The sequence below is a fragment of the Burkholderia sp. IMCC1007 genome, from assembly GCF_027257875.1.
In the GTDB taxonomy this organism is placed as follows: Bacteria; Pseudomonadota; Gammaproteobacteria; order Burkholderiales; family Burkholderiaceae; genus Burkholderia.
This window is the reverse complement of record NZ_JAPVQY010000001.1, coordinates 71,346-90,611: the sequence shown is the minus strand read 5'-3', so window position 1 is coordinate 90,611 and position 19,266 is coordinate 71,346. Positions and strand designations below refer to the sequence as shown.

Annotated in this window: 18 protein-coding genes and 1 pseudogene; 11 read left to right on the top strand and 8 right to left on the bottom strand. The window is 67.5% G+C overall.

Features of this window, described 5'->3' with window-relative positions; genetic code table 11:
• The first annotated feature begins 163 nt into the window (after nucleotides 1-163).
• Entirely contained in the window at nucleotides 164-514 is a 351-nt protein-coding gene (locus tag O1Q03_RS00400) for a VOC family protein (protein ID WP_047849869.1), read from the top strand.
• Nucleotides 515-619: 105 nt separating this feature from the next.
• The gene (locus O1Q03_RS00395; RefSeq protein WP_269501027.1) at nucleotides 620-775 is read left to right on the top strand and encodes a hypothetical protein; all 156 of its coding nucleotides are present in this window, start codon (nucleotides 620-622) and stop codon (nucleotides 773-775) included.
• A gap of 86 nt (nucleotides 776-861) precedes the next feature.
• On the opposite strand, the gene O1Q03_RS00390 is transcribed toward O1Q03_RS00395, so the two are convergent.
• Entirely contained in the window at nucleotides 862-1,188 is a 327-nt protein-coding gene (locus O1Q03_RS00390) for an EthD family reductase (protein ID WP_269501026.1), read from the bottom strand.
• Between the two features lie 261 nt (nucleotides 1,189-1,449).
• Complete coding sequence (locus tag O1Q03_RS00385; protein WP_269501025.1) at nucleotides 1,450-2,310, bottom strand: LysR family transcriptional regulator; 861 nt, start codon at nucleotides 2,308-2,310, stop codon at nucleotides 1,450-1,452.
• A 161-nt stretch (nucleotides 2,311-2,471) separates the two neighbouring features.
• Between O1Q03_RS00385 and O1Q03_RS00380 the strand changes: the two genes are divergently transcribed.
• A complete protein-coding gene (locus O1Q03_RS00380; RefSeq protein ID WP_269501024.1) occupies nucleotides 2,472-3,860 on the top strand; it encodes a DHA2 family efflux MFS transporter permease subunit in 1,389 nt (462 codons plus the stop codon).
• A gap of 31 nt (nucleotides 3,861-3,891) precedes the next feature.
• Here the strand turns inward: O1Q03_RS00380 and O1Q03_RS00375 are convergent, their stop codons facing one another.
• On the bottom strand, nucleotides 3,892-4,290 hold the full coding sequence (locus O1Q03_RS00375; protein ID WP_269501023.1) for a DUF4377 domain-containing protein: 399 nt from the start codon (nucleotides 4,288-4,290) through the stop codon (nucleotides 3,892-3,894).
• A gap of 251 nt (nucleotides 4,291-4,541) precedes the next feature.
• Here O1Q03_RS00375 and O1Q03_RS00370 point away from each other — a divergent pair, with 251 nt between their 5' ends.
• The 4 genes from O1Q03_RS00370 to O1Q03_RS00355 all read left to right on the top strand — a co-directional run bounded on the left by O1Q03_RS00370 (nucleotide 4,542) and on the right by O1Q03_RS00355 (nucleotide 9,971).
• Nucleotides 4,542-5,717, top strand: coding sequence for a helix-turn-helix transcriptional regulator (locus O1Q03_RS00370; RefSeq protein WP_269501021.1), 1,176 nt, complete (start codon nucleotides 4,542-4,544; stop codon nucleotides 5,715-5,717).
• Between the two features lie 217 nt (nucleotides 5,718-5,934).
• Nucleotides 5,935-6,690 carry an SDR family NAD(P)-dependent oxidoreductase gene (locus O1Q03_RS00365; RefSeq protein WP_269501020.1) on the top strand — a complete coding sequence of 252 codons (756 nt, stop codon included), beginning with the start codon at nucleotides 5,935-5,937 and terminating at the stop codon, nucleotides 6,688-6,690.
• Nucleotides 6,691-6,778: 88 nt separating this feature from the next.
• Entirely contained in the window at nucleotides 6,779-7,972 is a 1,194-nt protein-coding gene (locus O1Q03_RS00360; protein WP_269501019.1) for a tyrosine-type recombinase/integrase, read from the top strand.
• 313 nt (nucleotides 7,973-8,285) lie between these two features.
• Complete coding sequence (locus O1Q03_RS00355) at nucleotides 8,286-9,971, top strand: purple acid phosphatase family protein (RefSeq protein ID WP_269501018.1); 1,686 nt, start codon at nucleotides 8,286-8,288, stop codon at nucleotides 9,969-9,971.
• A 156-nt stretch (nucleotides 9,972-10,127) separates the two neighbouring features.
• On the opposite strand, the gene O1Q03_RS00350 is transcribed toward O1Q03_RS00355, so the two are convergent.
• Together O1Q03_RS00350 and O1Q03_RS00345 are read right to left on the bottom strand one after the other, a co-directional pair.
• Nucleotides 10,128-10,760 carry a LysE family translocator gene (locus O1Q03_RS00350; RefSeq protein WP_269501016.1) on the bottom strand — a complete coding sequence of 211 codons (633 nt, stop codon included), beginning with the start codon at nucleotides 10,758-10,760 and terminating at the stop codon, nucleotides 10,128-10,130.
• Nucleotides 10,761-10,885: 125 nt separating this feature from the next.
• Nucleotides 10,886-11,413 (bottom strand): annotated as a pseudogene (locus O1Q03_RS00345) (LysR family transcriptional regulator substrate-binding protein); the annotation flags it as partial.
• Between the two features lie 287 nt (nucleotides 11,414-11,700).
• On the opposite strand from O1Q03_RS00345, the gene O1Q03_RS00340 reads away from it, so the two are divergent.
• Together O1Q03_RS00340 and O1Q03_RS00335 are read left to right on the top strand one after the other, a co-directional pair.
• Nucleotides 11,701-11,961 carry a hypothetical protein gene (locus O1Q03_RS00340; RefSeq protein ID WP_006760082.1) on the top strand — a complete coding sequence of 87 codons (261 nt, stop codon included), beginning with the start codon at nucleotides 11,701-11,703 and terminating at the stop codon, nucleotides 11,959-11,961.
• 276 nt (nucleotides 11,962-12,237) lie between these two features.
• The gene (locus tag O1Q03_RS00335; RefSeq protein WP_269501015.1) at nucleotides 12,238-12,537 is read left to right on the top strand and encodes a DUF4148 domain-containing protein; all 300 of its coding nucleotides are present in this window, start codon (nucleotides 12,238-12,240) and stop codon (nucleotides 12,535-12,537) included.
• Nucleotides 12,538-12,664: 127 nt separating this feature from the next.
• Here the strand turns inward: O1Q03_RS00335 and O1Q03_RS00330 are convergent, their stop codons facing one another.
• From O1Q03_RS00330 to O1Q03_RS00320, 3 genes are all read right to left on the bottom strand, one after another.
• On the bottom strand, nucleotides 12,665-14,440 hold the full coding sequence (locus tag O1Q03_RS00330; RefSeq protein WP_269501013.1) for a diguanylate cyclase domain-containing protein: 1,776 nt from the start codon (nucleotides 14,438-14,440) through the stop codon (nucleotides 12,665-12,667).
• Nucleotides 14,437-15,570, bottom strand: coding sequence for an extracellular solute-binding protein (locus tag O1Q03_RS00325; RefSeq protein WP_269501012.1), 1,134 nt, complete (start codon nucleotides 15,568-15,570; stop codon nucleotides 14,437-14,439). The genes O1Q03_RS00330 and O1Q03_RS00325 overlap by 4 nt, the downstream gene beginning before the upstream one ends.
• Before the next feature lie 153 nt (nucleotides 15,571-15,723).
• A complete protein-coding gene (locus tag O1Q03_RS00320) occupies nucleotides 15,724-16,446 on the bottom strand; it encodes a FadR/GntR family transcriptional regulator (protein WP_269501011.1) in 723 nt (240 codons plus the stop codon).
• A 272-nt stretch (nucleotides 16,447-16,718) separates the two neighbouring features.
• Here O1Q03_RS00320 and uxuA point away from each other — a divergent pair, with 272 nt between their 5' ends.
• Together uxuA and O1Q03_RS00310 are read left to right on the top strand one after the other, a co-directional pair.
• Complete coding sequence (uxuA, locus tag O1Q03_RS00315; RefSeq protein WP_269501010.1) at nucleotides 16,719-17,840, top strand: mannonate dehydratase; 1,122 nt, start codon at nucleotides 16,719-16,721, stop codon at nucleotides 17,838-17,840.
• A gap of 72 nt (nucleotides 17,841-17,912) precedes the next feature.
• Entirely contained in the window at nucleotides 17,913-19,223 is a 1,311-nt protein-coding gene (locus O1Q03_RS00310; RefSeq protein WP_269501009.1) for an MFS transporter, read from the top strand.
• Nucleotides 19,224-19,266 lie beyond the last annotated feature (43 nt).

Genomic DNA, 19,266 nt, shown 5'->3' with positions numbered 1-19,266 from the left:
CGCGGGCGCACGGAGGCATCGTCTGTTCGGAGTATCGGCACGCGTGCGGGGACAGAGGGCTTTCACCGTCATCCGAACAGACTGCGTCGCGGCCGGCACCGCGCGCTAGCATCGAACGACGGTGCAGTACGAGCCGCACACATCACGACAAGGGAGAGAGGAAATGAAGGTATCGATGCTGCTGTATCCGGTCGACGACATCGACACGGCCTTGCCGCTGTTCGTCGACGGACTGGGGCTGAGCGTGAAGTTCCGCGACGGCGACCGCTATTGCGCGCTCGACGGCGGCCCGCTGACGATCGCGCTCGTGGCCGGCGACGAACAGATCGTCGAGCGCGCGGCGCTCACGCTGCGCGTGGACGAAGACGACGATCTCTATGCGGCGATGGCGCGGGTCGTGAAGGCCGGTGCGTCGGTGCGCGTGCCGGTGCAGGCGGGGCCGCACGAATACCGCGCGGTGCTGGAGGACAAGAACGGCGCGCTGCTCGTGATTTCGCAGAAACGCGCCGCGTGACGCGCGCGCGGTGACGACGCGGGTTGTGCGGCCGGGCCCGCGGGACACCGGCCGGATCCCGCGCGGGCGCCGGGCCGCTACTGCTCGGGCGGGTTCCGCCGGGCCGTGGTCATCGCAGTCATCGCCGTGCAGGCGCTGAAGATGGCCGTCGACCAGGTAGTCGACCTGATCGCGGTGCGGACGATCCAGATGACCATCGAGCTCGGGAACTGCGCACATCCGGCTAACGGCAATCGTGTGAAGAAGCTCGCGATGGTGTAGTCCGTATCGCCCTCTGAGCCAACGGGCTCATTTCGCCTCGCCCAGGCCAAACGCGGATGCGGTGCTGGGCGATATCCGAACCTTGATCACCCCTCAGACCGCTCTACGACCACCTCGCTGATTTGCAGCACGGGTTGGATATCCGTGTAATTGGCTATGTCGGCCATGATCTCCTGCGCGTGCGGGTCGCTGGCAGCCTGGAAGGCTTCGACGGACGTGCAGACGAAGTCGCACTTGGCCACGTAGACAGGATCAGTGCCGGGAGCACCGCCTGCGATGCCCTTGTCCACCGTGTAGTACAGACACGCAGCGCCGAGCCGCTGTTTCACCATGGGCATATGCCGCTCGCGGTAGTAAGCATGATCGAATCGCGCGCCTGCGGCGTACGGGTACATGACACTGACTTTGATCATCGGGGTCTCCTGTTGCTGGTCAGCAAAGCGGTGGAACAATTCAGCGGCTCCGAAATATGGCGTCCATTATGCAATTGGAGGCGAGCAGCACGAGCCAGGTGTCGTCGAGGACCGGTTCCAAGGGGGAATGCCGATCACATGTATTGGGATGAGTGCGTCGATGAATTCATCGCGGAGTGGCCTGTTGCTTACAGTTCCCGGGATGCAGAACGCCAACGAGCGGGAAGGAAGCACTGCCGTCCTTGAAGTGCACGCCCAAAATTACCTTGCCGCCCCCGGCGCCCGCAAGTCGCTGGTCTCCAGCAGCTCGAGCAGCGTGCCGGCAGGCTGGCTGAGCCGTTTCGCGGCGAGCGCGATGAATTCGACGTCGGGCAGCGTGGGCAGACCGTCGCCGTTGACGGGCGGCGCCAGCCCGCGCGCCGACAGGTACTGCGACGTCGCGGTGAGCCCGAGCCCGGCCCGCGCGGCCGCGATGCAGCCCGGCTGGCTGCTGCTCGAACACACGACTTCCCAGCCGATCCCCTTCTCCGCGAGCGCGTTCAGCACCACCGCGCGCGTGACGCTCGGCTCGGCCACCAGCACGAGCGGCAGCGGCCGCTCCAGGTCGACCACCGTGCCCGGCCGCGCGACCCATTCGAGCCGCGCGCGCAACAGCGGCGTGCCGCGCCGCTCGCCGAGCCGCCGCTTGCCGATCATCAGGTCGAGCGCGCCCGCATCCATCAGTTCGTAGAGCCGGCTCGTCATGCCGGTGGTGATCTCCAGCGCGACATCCGGATGCGCGGCGCGGAACGCCGCGAGCACGTCGGGCAGCGCGACCAGCGCGAGATCGTCCGACGCGCCGAGCCGCACGCGCCCTTGCAGCCGCGGCTTGCGGAACTGCGATTCGGCACGGTTCAGCGCCTGCAGGATCACGTTCGCATGCACGAGCAGCGCCTCGCCGTCGGCCGTCATCGCGATCGAATGGGTGTCGCGCACGAACAGCCGCCGCCCGACGCTCTCTTCGAGGCGGCGGATGTGTTCGCTGACGCTCGACTGGTTGAGCCCGAGCTGCCGCCCCGCTTCGGTGAAGCTGCGGCAGTTCGTGACGGTGGCGAACGTCTTGAGCCAGACGGGATTGAGCATGCCCGCATTCTCATCGGCAATTCCGATGACAGTCAATGTCTTCAGGCCGCTTCCCGATGACGACCGGAATCGGTACCATCGGACGCTTGTAGACCGGCCGTGCGCCGACGCGGGCCGCCGCGCCGCCGCCCGGCCACGGTCGCCGCCCCTCGAATCACGTCATGTCCCGCGAACCCTCACACTCCGCGCTGCTGTGGATCGTCGCCGCCGCGTTCTTCATGCAGTCGCTCGACACGACGATCGTCAATACCGCGCTGCCGTCGATCGCGCAAAGCCTGCATGCGTCGCCGCTCGCGATGCAGCCGATCGTGGTCGTCTACACGCTGACGATGGCGATGCTCACGCCGGCGTCCGGCTGGCTCGCCGACCGGTTCGGCACGCGCCGCGTGTTTTCGCTGGCGATCCTCGTGTTCTCGCTCGCATCGATCGGTTGCGCCGCATCGCACACGCTCGGCCAGCTCGTCGTCGCACGCGCGCTGCAGGGCATCGGCGGCTCGATGCTGCTGCCGATCGGCCGGCTCGCCGTGTTGCGCCGCGTGCCGGGCGAACAGTACGTCGCGGCGATCGCGTTCGTGTCGATCGCCGGCCAGCTCGGGCCGATCGTCGGGCCGACACTCGGCGGCTGGCTCACGCAGGCGATTTCCTGGCACTGGGTGTTCATCGTCAACGTGCCGGTCGGCGTGGTCGGGTTCATCGCGGTGCAGCGCTACCTGCCGCACGACCACGCGACGCAGCCGCCGCCGTTCGACTTCGTCGGCTGCGCGCTGCTGTCGGTCGCGATGATCGCGCTGTCGCTCGCGACCGATCCGCCGATGCCCACGCATCGCACCGGCTGGGCGATCGCGCTGGCCGTGCTGGGCGTCGCGAGCGCGCTCGCTTACCTGCCCCATGCGCGCCGCCGTGCGCAGCCGCTGTTCCGGCTCGGGCTGTTCCGCGAGCCGAACTTCGGTTCGGGATTGCTCGGCAACCTGCTGTGCCGGATCGGCACAAGCGCGGTGCCATTCATGCTGCCGCTGCTGATGCAGGTGCAGCTCGGCTACACGCCGCTGCAGTCGGGGATGATGATGCTGCCGGCCGCGATCGCCGGCGTGATCGCGAAGCGCTGGATCGCGCCGCTCGCCAGACGCTTCGGCTATGCGACGTTTCTGGTCGTGAATACGGGGATCGTAGGCTGCGCGATCGCCGGGTTCGCGCTGATTTCGACGCGACCGGCGCCGGTGCTGGAGATGGTGCTGCTGATCGTGTTCGGCGCCGCGAACTCGATGCAGTTCGCCGCGATGAACGCCGTGACGCTCAAGGGGCTGTCGCACGCCGACGCCGGCAGCGGCAACAGCCTGTTCACGATGATGCAGATGCTCGCGATGGGGCTCGGCGTGTCGATCGGCGGCGGGCTCGTGAACCTGTTCGCCGCGCATTGGGGTTCGATGGCGAACGGCTTCATGCTGTCGTTCGCGTGCATGGGCTCGGTCACGCTGCTGTCGTCGCTCGTGTTCCGGCGCATCGACACGGCCGCGCCGCCGCGCCCGATCGCGCCACGCCCGTCCGCGTAAGCGGCGCGGCGAGCCAGCGGGCGCCGCGCCGTCAGTTCGCCTGGCGGCGCTCGACCACGCGCTTGAGCACCCAGCGAATCGACGAGCCGTCGGCCGGCGGCTGCGCGACGCGGTATTCGTCGACTTCCAGCACATATTGATAGCCCGGCTGGTACGCAAAACCCTCGATGCCGGCGTACCACAGGCTCCACGGCTCGGCCGGGCTGCTGCGCACTTGCAGGCAGTCCATCGGCGCGACGCCGGTGCAGCGCGCGGGCTGCGGTGCAACATACACGGTTTTCGTCACCGGGCGGCCGTCGGCCGGGCGCGCCGCGCGCGCGTCCGTCGCGGCCGTTGCGCCCGTCGCCGCCGCGTCGGTCTGGCAGGCGGTGAGCAGCGTGCTGCCGGCAATCACGGCCGCGCCGAGCAGCGTTCTGGTGTGGCGATTCATCTGATGATGTTCCTCTGGAAGCGTGGGCGGGCCGATTAGACGAGCGCCGCTTCGCGATAGTTCACAAATAGCTTACAGATGGCGTGCCGCCACCCTCATTCGTAGGATGCCGTGCGCGCGTCGACGCGCTACCGTATCCTCGTGCAGGTGTGTGTGCCGCCGCGGGCGGTCGGGCCGCACACACGCGTATGCATACGCACCAGCACGCCCGGCGCACCGCGACCCGGCGGCTGCAACAGGAGACAACCCGAATGACCACGGCGCCCCCGGCCCTTCCCCCGAGCCTCGCGCAATCGACGCTGACGCTCGAGCAATTCGACGCACTGCTCACGAAAATCTACGAAGGCCCGCTGGAAGACGTGCCGTGGGGCGGCGCACTCGAACAGATCCGCGTGCACCTCGACGCGAACTACGTGACGATGATCCTGCGCTGGCCCGCCAGCGGTCACGCGGGGCTGATGATCAATGCGTCCGAGCACAGCGCGCCGCTGCCGGGCGTCGCGTCGTACAACAACTACTATTACGCGCTCGATCCGTTCGTAAACCTGCCGAGCGATCGCGTCGTCACCGTCGACGAGCTGCTCGGCGTCGGCGTGTGGCGCAGCAGCGCGATGTATCGCGAGTTTCTCGAGCCGTTCGACGTGGGCCACCTGATGGGCGCCGACCTGCGCACGGCCGACGGGATCGAATGCCGGTTTCGCGTGTGCCGCTCGCATCGCGGCCGGGCGTTCTCGACGACCGACAAGGCCGTCTGCAACGCGCTGCTGCCGCACCTGAAACGCGCGGTGCGGCTGCATGCGAAGTTCGGAATGGTCGAATCGGAGCGCACGCTGTACGCGACCACGATCGACCGGATGCTCGTCGCGACCGCGATCCTCGACGAGCGCGGCGCGATCATGAAGACCAATTGCGTCGCGGACGAGATCTTCGCCGAATGCGACGGGCTGCGCGTGCGCGCCGGCGTGCTCGAAGCGTCGTATCCGCTGGAAGACCGCAAGCTGCAGAAGCTGATCCGGCAAGTGCTCGCCGAGCGCGCGGGCGGTGCGCCGACGGTCGCGCAGGCGATCGCGGTCACGCGCCCGTCCGGCAAGCCGCCGCTCGGCGTGCTGATCCGCACCGTGCCGCTCAGCGAATGGTCGGAGGACAATCCGCGCCGGCCCGCCTGCGCGATCTTCATCCGCGACGCGGAGCGCAAGTCGCAGGCGTCGCACGACATCGTGCGCAAGCTGTTCGATCTCACACCGGCCGAGACCACGCTGGCGCTCGCGCTCGTCAACGGGGCGACGCTCGAGGAAGCCGCCGACGAGCTCGACATCAGCAAGAACACCGCGCGCTCGCATCTGCGGGCGATCTTTTCGAAGACGGGCGTCACGCGGCAGGCGACGCTCGTGCGGACGTTGCTGAACAGCGTGTTGTCGCTCGGGTAACGTGCGCGAAACGCGGACGGCTCGGCCGCGTCCATCATGCCGCGGCATGCGTTGCGTTCTTCGAAAGCAAAGCGTGGTGCTTGCCCGATCGGTCGCTGTAGACGCGCTACGTTTCGGCATTCCCTTCTCCGTCGAATCCGCCTAGTCCGTTTCAACGTCGAAGCGCACGCCACCGCGCCCTAATCTGTCGTTCCGTACAACGCCGCAGGAGACCGGCATGGAAAGCTTCGCAGGAAAAGTCGCCGTCGTGACCGGCGCGGCCACCGGCATCGGACGACAGGCCGCGCTGTGTTTCGCGCAGGCCGGCGCGCACGTCGCGCTGCTCGACACCGTCGTGGCCGCCGCCGAAGACACCGCGCACGCCATCACGCAGCTCGGCGCGAAGGCGATCGTGCTGCGCACCGACGTCTCGATCGCCGACGACGTACGCGCCGCGATCGATACGACGGTCGACACGTTCGGCCGCCTCGACGTCGCGTTCAACAACGCGGGCATCGCCCCGCGCGGCGCGCCCGTCGCCGAACTCGACGAAGACGAATGGGACCGCACGATCGCCGTGAACCTGAAGGGCGTGTGGCTGTGCATGAAGCACGAATGCCGGCACATGCTGCAATCGGGCGGCGGCGCGATCGTCAATACGTCGTCGATCATGGGGCTCGTCAGCGGCCCCGGGCTGTCCGCGTATTCGGCCTCGAAAAGCGGCGTGATCGGCGTCACGCGCGCGGTCGCGATCGACTACGCGCGCCACGGCATCCGCGTGAACGCGGTATGCCCGGGCGGCATCGCGCATACGGCGATCACCGACCGTCCGGAGAACCGCGCCGACATGGCGCAACTGGTGCAGGCCACGCCGATGGCGCGGCTCGGCGAACCGCGCGACATCGCGGAAACGGTGATGTGGCTGTGCTCGCCCGCCGCGCGCTTCGTCACCGGTCAGGCGGTCGCGGTCGACGGCGGCTTCACCGTGTGGTGATCGTGTATTACCATCGGCGCTTCCTCGACCGCTTCGTCGCGCCGCCCGCGCCCGCCCGGCCACGGGCGAGCGCCACGCCTCGCTTCGCATGACCTCACCCGTTCCGTCCGACGCCGCGCTGCGGCCGCTGCCCATCGATTCACTGACCGTGCCGGCCGCGCTCGACGGACGCGCGGGCACGAACCGCTCGACCAGCGCACATCCGCAGATCGCGGCGACCAACGATCTCGACGCGGTGCGCGCGTGGCTCGCGCGCTTCGTCGATACGCCCACCACGTTCCAGAACTATCGGAAGGAAGCCGAGCGCCTGCTGCTGTGGGCCGTGATCGCGTGCGGCAAGCCGCTGTCGTCGCTCACGCACGAGGATCTCGTCGTGTACCGGCAATTCGTGCTCGCGCCGGCGCCCGCCGATCTGTGGTGCGCGAACGGCGGCCGCAAGCATCCGCGCGGCGACCCGCGCTGGCGGCCGTTCTACGGGCCGTTGTCGGCGGCCAGCCAGCGGCAGGCGATGGTGATCCTGAACGTGATGTTCTCGTGGCTCGTGCAGGCCGGCTACCTGGCCGGCAATCCGCTCGCGCTGTCGCGGCAGCGGCAACGACGGCCCGCGCCGCGCGTCGCGCGCCATCTCGGCGCGCCGCTGTGGCAGGCGGTCAAGGATGCGATCGCCGCGATGCCGCGCGACGATGCGCGCGCGTCGTTTCATGCGGATCGCGCGCGCTGGGTGTTCGCGCTGCTGTATCTCGGCGGGCTGCGCATCACCGAAGCCGCCGACACGACGATGGGGCATTTCTTCGCGCGACGCGACGCAAACGGGCGCGATCGCTGGTGGCTCGACGTGACCGGCAAAGGCGGCCGGCAGCGGCTCGTGCCGGCCACGGCCGAGATGATGGCCGAACTCGCGCGCTACCGGCGCGCGCACGGCCTGCCGCCGCTGCCCGCCGACGGCGAGCCCACGCCGCTCGTGCTGCCGGCCGGTCGCACGCGAAAGCCGCTCACGCGCGCGGCGCTGCACCGGATCGTGAAGCAGGTATTCCGGTTCGCCGCCGACCAGCTGCGTGCGCAGGGTGAAGCCGGCGCAGAACAGGCGCGCGTGCTCGAACAGGCGTCCGCGCACTGGCTGCGCCACAGCGCGGGCTCGCACATGGCCGACGGTCGCGTCGACCTGCGGCTCGTGCGCGACAACCTCGGGCACGTGTCGCTGACGACGACCAGCCAGTATCTGCATGCGGACGACGACTGGCGGCACAGCGAAACCGAGGAGAAGCACCGGATCGACTGGTAGCCGCAATGAGATGGAAAGTTTCATGAAAGACTCCGAAGCATCGCGCTCGGCCGGAAGCGGCCGTTCATTTCCTTGAACGACGCGTGCGGAAGAAATCCGTCGCGTGATCGGCAAATAAATTTGCGCCGCGCGCTGGAGGCATCGATGGACGCGCGCGCCGCGTTGTTTCCCGTCTGTCACAACCCGGCAAAACTGCCCTTCGACAATACGCATCACCGGGATCCCGCTCGTTTCCGGCCCACGCCCGGCCGCGCACGCGCACGCGCAGGCCGGGCGGTTCCTCATCTCGCGTCCCAACAACGAAACTACGATCATGTCGAACCCGGACAACTTCCCAGCCGAGCCGAACGAGCCGGCCGCTTCCGTGTCGCGTCGCGGCTTCCTGAAACTGGCCGGCGTATCGAGCCTCGCGACCGCCGCGGGCGGGCTCGCAGCCGCCCGTGCCGCCGCGTCGAACCCCGACGGCACGCCCGAACAGGTTCACCTGACGTGGGGCAGCGACCCGACGTCCGAAGTCACGATCTCGTGGGCATCGCTCGCGCCGGCCGTCAATCCGCGCGCGCGCATCGTCGCCGACGGCGACGCGGCGCACACCGTGCACGGCGTGCAGCGCCTCTACACCGACGGCCTGAACGGCGAGACGGTGTTCACGTATCACGCCCGCGTGCACGGGCTGAAGCCGAACACGCGCTACCGCTACGAACTGACGGCCGACAACGACAGCAACGCCGCGCAACCGTTCTCCGCGACCTTCACGACCGCGCCGCGCGGCCGCGCGCCGTTCCGCTTCACGAGCTACGGCGACCTCGCGACGCCGAATGGCGCGTGGGTGCTGTCGTCGCCGCAAAGCCGCTTCGCGGTGCAGGCCGTCGAGCAGTTCCAGCCGCTGTTCCACCTGCTGAACGGCGACCTCTGCTACGCGAACCTGAACCCCGCGCATCAGCCCGAGGTGTGGCGCGACTTCGGCAACAACAACCAGACCTCGGCCGCGAATCGGCCGTGGATGCCGTGCCCGGGCAATCACGAGATCGAGTTCAACAACGGCCCGCAGGGCCTCGACTCGTATCTCGCGCGCTATACGCTGCCGGAGAACGGCACGCGCTTCCCGGGCCGCTGGTACAGCTTCCGCGTGAGCTCGGTGCTGTTCATCTCGCTCGACGCCGACGACGTCGTGTACCAGGATGCGGCCGCGTTCGTCGGCGGCCCGGATCCGCTCGTGCCGGCCGCGAGCACCGGCCGCCCGCCGATCGCGCCGGGCACGTCGTTCTACGTGCGCGGCTACAGCAACGGCGAACAGACGCGCTGGCTCGAGCACACGCTGCGTCACGCATCGCACGACGACGACATCGACTGGATCGTCGTGCAGATGCACCAGGATGCGCTGAGCTCGTCGAAGACGGGCAACGGGTCGGACAAGGGCATCCGCGAGGCGTGGCTGCCGCTGTTCGATCGCTACGGCGTCGATCTCGTGCTGTGCGGTCACGATCACGACTACGAGCGCAGCTATCCGGTGCGTGGCTGCAATCACCGTACGGGCGTCGATGCGGCGACCGGCGAAGTCGTCGAGACGCTGCAGCCGCGTCCGGTCGGCACGGCCGATCCGACGCGCACGACGTTCGACACGAGCGACGGTACGATCCACCTGATCCTCGGCGGCGGCGGCACCAGTGCGCCACTCGATGTATACGGCGAGAATCCGGCGACGGGTTACGCGCAGGCGAAAATCTTCACGAAGCCGAACCGGCCGGTACCGGGCACCGCCGCGAACACGTTCGTGCGGCACGGCGCCGATGCGCTCGAAGACGCGATCTGGTCCGCGCGCCGCGATACCGGCACGGGCTACGGGATCGCCGTGTTCGACCACGATCCGGGCCAGCCGGGCGGCCAGACGACGATCACGATGCGCTACTACCACGCGCCGGGCGCGGATCAGAAACCGACCGCGCAATACGAGCTGTTCGAGACGATCGAGTTGAGCAAAAAGCGACGCGGGCATTGATGCGTCGATCGCCCGCTGCGCGTGATGGTGTAGCGGGCGGCGGAGCGCTCATGCCGCGCATCGCGGATGAAGCCCCCCTTAGCGTCGCGCGACGCGTATCGGGAATTTACGGAAGGGTCGCGGCGGTCGGCTGCCTCAGCGCCCGAGCGCCGTCGCCTAGCTTCGCGATTCCAGCGCGATACGCACGGCCAATCCGGCCAGCACCGTGCCCATCAGCCAGCGCTGAACCAGCGCCCACACCGGTCGACCGGCAAGAAACCCCGCGATCGCACCGGCCATGCACGCGATCAGCGCGTTGACGCAGAGGCTGACCACGATCTGCACGCAGCCCAGTGCCAGCGATTGCGTCAGCACGCTGCCATGCCCCGCTGAAATGAACTGCGGCAGCAACGACAGATACATCACCGCGATCTTCGGGTTCGCGAGGTTCGTCACGAAGCCCATCGCGAAAAGTTTCGCACTGCTGTCATGCGGCAATTGCCGGACCTGGAACGCCGAGCGGCCGCCGGGCTTGAGCGCATTCCACGCGAGATACAGCAGGTAAAGCGCACCGCAGAAGCGCAACACGTCATATGCATACGGCACGGTCAGCACCAGCGCGGTGATGCCGAACGCTGCGCAGAACATGTAGGCGACGAAACCCAGCGCCACGCCGCCGAGCGACACCAGGCCCGCGCGGCGGCCCTGGCAGATCGAGCGCGAGATCAGGTAGATCATGTTCGGGCCGGGCGTCAGCACCATGCCGAGCGACACGAGTCCGAATGCAATCAGGGTAGGCAAGGCCGGCACGGCGATCTCCTTCGAGGCGATAGAATCAGCGGCGAATGTCCACCAATGTATTGCATGTCGACATGCGTCGGCATGAATAAATTGCAAGTGCATGATGAGCGCGTTTCATCGCGCCGCGTTGCTCGCTACTTGCCGTTTTTCGCCCGCGGCCGGGTCGCCTTGCCTGCCTTGCCCGCGTTGGCGCGCTGCGCGCCGACCAGCTTCACGAATTCATCGGCGACCGCGTTGCCGGTCGCGCTCCACGCCAGGCGCACCGAACGACGCAGCCGGGGCGACAGCTCCAGCACGCGTCCGCCGAATCGCGTGTAGGTCAGCGTGATGCGCGGGACGATCGACACGCCCATGCCCGCCTCCGCCATCGACAGGATCGTCCGCATCTCGACGACGTTGAACGCGGCGCGCAGCGCCGCACCGTTGCGGGCGAAGTAATCCGCGATGACCGGCCCGCACCCGGCTTTCGAGAAAATGAACGGCCCCGCCGACAACACTTTCGCCGACACGCTCTTGCGGCCGTCGAACGCGTCGTGCGCGGCCACCGCGACAAAATCCTCGTCGAGCAGCGGCAGCTCGTGCGCGAACGTCTTGGTGCCCGCTACGACGCCGATGTCGGCCGTAGCGTCGTCGATCCATCCTTCGACTTCCGCGTCCGTGCCTTACATTGCTGCTTGCCGGCCGACACCCTCGTCGGCGAAGGCACGATTTCAAAGGCGTGAAATGGAAACATGGGTGTTGCTGGGCTGCGGGCTCGGTGTCGGTCTGCTGATTGCGATCTGGGGCGTCTGGTCGCTCAAGTGAAGGCGCGTGCGGCGAAGTCTTCGCATTGACGCCTGCATCGGCACGAAGCGCGCGGCACGCTACGCCGGCCGCGCCGCCCCCGCCATCCGTTGCCGTTCCGCCGTCACTCCCCGCCCCATTCGCCAAGACGCGTTAGACTGCACGGATGGAACAATGCCGCTATTGCCAGAGAATCCGCGATGAATGGGATTGCCACGGGGACGAATGCCGCCGTGCGATCGCGAAGGCACTGCGCCGACAGCGTGCGGGCCTGCCGATGGTGCCCGACCGCATCCGCAACGAATTGCCGTCCGGCGCGCCGACCCAGCAGGTGATCGCCGTCCTGTCGCGCCAGCGCCTGCGCGCGCGCCGCGGCAACGAGGAACGCCGCGAGCGCAAGGAAATCGACGACGCCGACGGCGTCTGATCCAGCGCAGCCCCCGAGTTCCCTCCCGTCTACCGGCGCCGAGCCGCCGGGCGCCCGCCCATGCACGAACGACGGATCGCCGCCTTCCTCCGCTGCACTCGCAGATCCCGCAATAGCGATTGGGGTCGGAGCGAGTCTATCCCAATATTATTGCCTCGCCGGCAATGATCTTTCACCGGAATGCAGGTTTACCCTAGGTCCGCCGAAGCCTACGATGTAATCAATCGCTTACGACATGGTGTCGCCGGCGAAGTCAATAGAACATCGGAGGTCATCATGAAATCGCTCGTTTCCGCAGTCGTCGCCGCTGTCGCCCTGTCCGCCTCGTTCGGTGCATTCGCCCAAAGCACCGTGACCCGCGCGCAAGTGCGCAACGAACTCGTCCAGCTCGAAAAGGCCGGCTACAAGCCGAGCCAGTCGAGCCCGTACTACCCGGCCGACATCCAGGCCGCAGAAGATCGCGTGCATGGCGCAGACGCCACCGGCTACGGCGCACAGCCGGCTCCGGTCGTCCAGGGCGGCGCGCCTGCCGTCAAGGTGCAGAACGCACGCGACTCGGTCTACTTCGGCCACTAAGCGTGCCGCCACCGCGCGCTTCGCGCGCGGTTCGCGAATGCAACGAGCCCGTCCCGCGACGGGCTCGTTGCGTTTACGCCGCTTGCCGGCTCGACCGTCGACCATCGACCGCCAACCCCGCGAGCCATCAGCCGGCGCCGCCCGACGCAATGTGACCGTCCGGTTCCGTGCCGAGTGCGCCACCCAACAGTTCCTGATAGCGCACGCACGCACGCTGCGCGGATCCCTTCGCCGCATACATCGCCGCATCGGCCTTGACGAGCAGCTCCTCGGCCGACGTGCCGTCGGCCGGATATTCGCTGACGCCGATGCTCGCGCCGACGGCCAGGTGCCTGTCGCCGAATTCGAGCTCCTCGGCCATCACGAGCTGGATGCGCGACGCGATATCGCCGATCACCGCAGACGAGCGCACGTCGGAAATCAGCACGATGAATTCGTCGCCGCCGAGCCGCGCGGCCATGTCGCCGCTGCGCAGCACCTGGCTCAGCCGTTTCGCGACGGTGACGAGCGCCCGGTCACCGGCCGCGTGTCCGTGCTGATCGTTGATCTGCTTGAAGCGGTCGAGGTCGACGAACATCACGGCCAGCCCTTGCCCCATCGCGGCCGCATGCCGGATTGCCGCGTCGAGATACTCCATGAAGAGCAGCCGATTGGGCAGCGCCGTCAACGGATCGTGGCCGGCGAGGTGCGTGAGTTCCTGCTGCTTCGCACGCAGCATCGCGACCTGCGTGCGGATCTCGACACGCATGCTGTCGAAACAGCGCGCGAGCACGCCGATCTCGTCCGAACGCGCAACGGGCAGCCGCTCCGCGGCCGGGTCGTCGAACACGTGCGTCGCCGCGCGCGCGAGCATCTGCAGCGGCCGCGTGATCGCGCTCGCGAACAGGATCGCCAGGATCACCGCCAGCAGGCTGGAGATCAGCACCATCCGGATGATCCGGTCGCCGAGGATCGCGGCCGGCGTCAGCACGTCGGCGAGCGGACGCGCCATCCCCAGCACGACGAAGCGGTTGCCCTCGTTCTTGCCGAACGGCGTTCGCACGAACGCGAACATCTCGCCCGGCGCCTGGTCGGGTTGCAGCAGGCCGTTGAGCGTCACGTACGTGCGCGGGCCGGTAAATAGCGTACGCGTGCCGGCAAAACTGTCCTGCATCAGCACGCGCCGCCCGCGATCGAAGCCGAATGTCTGCGATGGATCGGGATGCACGAGGAAATCGCCCCATTCGTTCGCGAGGTACACCGAGTAGTCCTCCGGCAAATCGCGTTCGAGTCGCTGGAATACACGCGAGAGCGCAATGTCGACGATCAGCGCGCCGACGACCCGGCCGGACGCATCGACGACCGGCGTCCCCACGCGCAGGATCGGCAGCCCTTCGGCCGCATGCGAACCGGTCTCGTGATTGATCGCGATCGGCGACAGATAGATGTGCCCGGGTGCGGTCGCGAGCGTATCGAACACGTAGGAAAACTGCCCCTTCTCCTGGAACGCACGTTCGGGCAGCACGACGACGCCGCGCGTGTCGCGATCGACGCGGATGCGCTCCAGCCCGAATTGCCCGCTCGCGATCAGGCGGATCTGCAGGTATTCGGGGTGATTCTTCATGAAGCTGTAGTACACCTGTTCGAGCCGCGTGCGCGCGCCCCGATCCGCGTGTTCGTCGCGCGCGACGAGCGACGACGACGGCAACTGCGCGAGCACGAGCGCATCGTCGGCGACGTCGGCCAGTGCGGTCGCGAAGCGCTGGCCGAGCAGGTGGGTCGACATCAGCAGGCTGTGCTGCGCTTCGTCCACGAGCATCGTCCGGTTCGCGCGATACGCGTAGTAGCCGGTCGTGCCGGACGCGATCACGCCGATGCACGCGAACAGCACCGACAGTTTCGACGTGAGCCCGAGCCGGATCATTTTTCGAACCGCTCCGGGCGATCGCCCGACACGATGCGGCTCCACAACGACTCGCGCCGCGCAATGTCCTCGACCGGCTGAATCCACACGAGATGCGGATGCCCGGCCGCGAGACCGGGCGGCGCTTCGAGCGTGTTCGCGAGCCCCTGGCGGGTGGTCAGCAATGCACCGACCGCCGGTTCGAGCATATAGTTGATCCACGCGAACGCGAGTTCGCGACGCTGCGCACCGCTCGTGACGGCCCAGCAGTCGAGCCACGCGAGCGCGCCCTCGTCCGGAATCACGTAGCCGACATCCACGCCGGCGCGACGCAGCAGTTCGACCTGCTGCGTGCCGTAATTGCCGAACATCAACGCCGCGTGATGCTGGACGAACAGCGCGGTCGCTTCTTCAGGCAGCGTGTAATACGTGAGCAGGTTGCGGCGCAGGTCGACCAGCTTGCGCGTGACGGCCAGCGTCTGCGCGGGCGACAAGTGGAACGGGTCGGGATAGCCGAGCGCGAGCGCGGTGAACGAGAAGTTGTGCTGCGCGCTGTTGAAGTCGAGCACCCTGCCGCGATAGCGGGAATTCCACAATTCAAGCATCGAGCGCGGCGCGACCGCCACCTGCTTGCGATCGTAGATGAGGCCCATCGACGAATACGTGAACGGAATCCCGTAGGTCCGGCCGTCGTGCACGAGGCCGCCGATCAACGCGACGTGCTGGAAATTCGGCAGTTGCCGCCGGCGGTTCGGGATACGCGACAAGTCGATCGGCGCGAGCAGGCCTTCGCGCGCATAACGCTGGAGCTCCGCCGTGTTGGCCGCGAGCACGTCGTACGGAGGCGGGGACGCGCTGTGCATGTGACTCCACAGCGATTCGTCGGAATCGACGAACGTCACCTCCACATGCGCATGAAATTGCGTCTCAAATGCATCGACCACATCCTGGTCCGCATAGCCCGGCCACGCGAGCACGCGCAGGATGGTGTCGGCGGCACTGCCGGCCGACGCCGCGGTTGCGGCCCACGCCGGCACGCAGCACGCGCCGAGCGTCGCGACGAGCAGCAGCCGACGCAAAACGCGGCGCGCACGCCGACGCACACCAGTAACCGTGACCAGTGGCTCCCCGTATAGATTCCCGGCCTGCATTCGACTGTCCTTTTTTGAGCCGATGCGAGATCGTCAACGAGACCATAAAAAATACGGCCGCGCAATTGGAAGAAGCCACACGCGAATCGGGAACGCACGTCATTCGTCGGATCGTATTGCGTGCATTCGCATCGATGCGAATGCGAATACGAATCAGCGCCAGGCCTGCGTGAACTCCGCGATCACGCGCGACAGATGCGCACGCATCGCGTCGCGCGCACCATTCGCATCGCGCGCCATGATCGCCGCGAAGATGCGCTGGTGATCCTCCTGCGACGCTTCGCGCAGCGCGGTCGAGTGAAAGTGTTCCTCGATCTTGTCCCACAGCGGATCGCTGCGCGCGCAGTCCCACATCGCCGTGACCATGTGCAGCAGCACGGTGTTGCCGGTCGATTCCGCGATTCGCAGATGGAACTGACGATCGGCTGTGTCGTATGCAGCCTTGTCGTTCATCTGCTCGCGCATCGTCGTCAGCGAGAAAAACAGCCGGTCGAGATCGGCGTCCTTGCGCTCGGTCGCCGCGAGCGCCGCGACTTCCGCCTCGATCAGCCCGCGTGCGCGCAGCGTCTCGATCGGACCGGGGCCGCGCGGCACCTCGAACGTCACCGGGCGCGCTGCGTCGGCCGCCGACACGTAGATGCCCGAGCCGACCCGCACCTCGACGATCCCCTGCACCTCGAGCGCGATGATCGCCTCGCGCACCTGCGTGCGGCTCACGCCGAACTGGTCGGCCAGACTGCGCTCGGACGGCAACCGCGCCCCGGCCTCGAACGCCCCGGCCGCCACCATCGCGTGAATCTCGCGCGCAAGGCCGATATAGGAGCGGTCCGCGGCTTCGGTGTCGCGGCTGGCGGGCAGGCTGGAAAGATCGGTCATCGAATGGGCTCGCAACGGCTTGCCGGCGCACGTGCGGCGCCAGATCGACAAAATGGTACACCAATTTTGCCAGCTGGCCACCAGCCGCGGTGCCGGGCCTAAGGTACGCGCGTGCGGGATCCGCAGAAAGACGGTGGACAACCACCGAACAACTGGTAAACCACTATCCCGCCGAACTGGCATACCAATCATAATGCGCTCACACCGACGACGGAACCGGCATGCCGCCGCCGGTCGTCCGATGCATGAACCGCCAGTCAGGAGCTGCTCCAGTGAAGATGTCCTTCCGTTGGTACGGCGAGTCCGATCCGGTCTCGCTGCAATACATCCGTCAGATTCCGGGCGTCACGCAGATCGTGTCCGCGATCTATGACGAACCCGTGGGCGAAGTGTGGCCCGCCGACAAGATCGCCGCGCTCAAGGCGACGATCGAGCAGGCCGGCCTGCGCTTCGAGGTGGTCGAATCGGTGCCCGTCCACGAGGACATCAAGCTCGGCAAGCCGAACCGCGACCGCCTGATCGACAACTACCGGCAGACGATCCGCCATCTCGGCGCGGCCGGCATCCGCGTGATCTGCTACAACTTCATGCCCGTGTTCGACTGGACGCGCACCGAGCTGTTGAAGACGCTCGACGACGGTTCGACCTGTCTCGCGTTCAGCACCGCCGCGGTCGACCGGATCGACCCGAACGACGGGATCGCGCTGCCGGGCTGGGATTCGAGCTACCGGCCCGACGAGCTGCAGGCGCTGCTCGCCGACTATCGCAACGTCGACGAAGCCGCGCTGTGGGCGAACCTCGAGTACTTCCTGAACGCGATCATTCCGGTGGCCGAAGAAGCCGGCGTGAAGATGGCGATCCACCCGGACGATCCGCCGCGCCCGATCTTCGGGCTGCCGCGCATCGTGAAGAACCGCGACGATCTCGCGCGGATCCTGCGCATCGTCGACACGCCCGCGAACGGGCTGACGCTGTGCTCGGGCTCGCTCGGCGCGGGCCCGCAGAACGACGTCGAAGCGCTCGTGCGCGAATTCGGCGCACAGGGCCGCATCCATTTCGCGCACATCCGCAACGTGAAGGTCGACGCGAACGGCGACTTCGAGGAAACCGCGCACCTGTCGAGCTGCGGCTCGCTCGACATCGCGGCGATCGTGAAGGCGTATCACGACACGGGCTTCACCGGCTACGTGCGTCCCGATCACGGCCGCATGATCTGGGGCGAAACCGGCAAGCCCGGTTACGGCCTCTACGACCGCGCACTGGGCGCGGTGTACCTGAACGGCCTGTGGGAAGCGCTGGCGAAGTTCGATGCCACGCCGCACGTGCAAACGCAAACGCAAACGCAAACGCAAATGCAAATGCAAATGCAAACGCAACTGCAAGCGTCGCGCTAACCCGCCCCTCCCGAGGCGGCCGGCGCAGCGGATCGCCGGTCGCCCGTCACGACATTCCGCGCGGAGACTTCAATGCCACGCATCCGATGGACCATGATCCTGATGTGCTTCCTGGCCAACGTCATCAACTTCATCGATCGCGCGAACCTCGCGATCGCCGCGCCCAGCATCCGCGCCGATCTCGGGCTCGATGCGGTCGGCATGGGGCTCGTGCTGAGTGCGTTCTTCTGGACGTATGCGTTCCTGCAGTTGCCGGCCGGCTGGTTCATCGACAAGGTCGGCGTGCGCGTGAGCCTCGCGCTTGCAGTTGGATGGTGGTCGGTATTTACCGTCGCAACCGGCGCCGCGCGCGGCCTCGCGCAGCTCGTCGGCGTGCGCTTGATGCTGGGCGTCGGCGAAGCGGCCGCGATCCCGTCGTTCGCGAAGGTCGCGTTCAACTGGTTCCCGCGCAGCGAACGCGGGCTCGCGAGCAGCATCTTCGACAGCGGTTCGCGCGTCGGCTCCGCGCTGTCGCTGCCGCTCGTCGCGTGGCTGATCTCGATCGTCGGCTGGCGCGGCTCGTTCGCGATCACCGGCGCGATCGGCATCGTGTGGGCGCTCGCGTGGTGGTTCATCTACCGCGACCCGGAACGCTATCGCGCGATCGCGCCGGACGCGGTCGATGCGCTGCTCGCGCAGCGCGGTGCGCCGGTCGTTGCGAACGCAACCGACGGCCCGAAGGTGTCGTGGCTCGACCTGTTCCGCTACCGCACCGTGTGGGGGATGATGATCGGCCTGTTCTGCCTGAACTTCGCGATCTACTTCTTCATCACGTGGTTCCCGAGCTACCTGCTGCAGTCGCGCGGCTTCTCGCTCGCGTCGCTCGGCACGTGGGGCATGCTGCCCGCGCTGCTCGCGATTCCAGGCGGCTGGCTCGGCGGCTACGTGTCGGACAGCCTGTTCCGGCGCGGCTGGAGCGCCACCGCCGCGCGCAAGACCTGCCTCGTGCTCGGCATGCTGCTGTCGTCGTCGATCGCGCTGTCGGCGTTCGTCGAGAACGTGTGGGCCTGCCTCGCGCTGTTCGCGCTCGCTTATGCAAGCCTGTCGTTCGCGGGTGCGAACGTGTGGACGCTGGTCGGCGAAGTCGCACCGACGCCCGCGCACGTCGCTTCTCTCGGCGGCATCCAGAACTTCGCGGGCAATCTCGCCGGCATCTTCATCACGACGTTCACGGGCGTGATGCTGTCGATCACGAAGGGCTCGTTCGTCGTGCCGCTCGCGGTGGCCGGCGCACTGTGCGTGGTCGGCGCGCTGTCGTACCTGTTCGTCGTCGGCAAGGTCGAGCCGCTGCCGCCGCTGCGCAACGGCGCGAACCCACGCAACGCGGAGCCGAACGCGGCCTGATGCGGCGCAAGCGGTGCAAGTAACGGAAGTAACGGAAGTAACG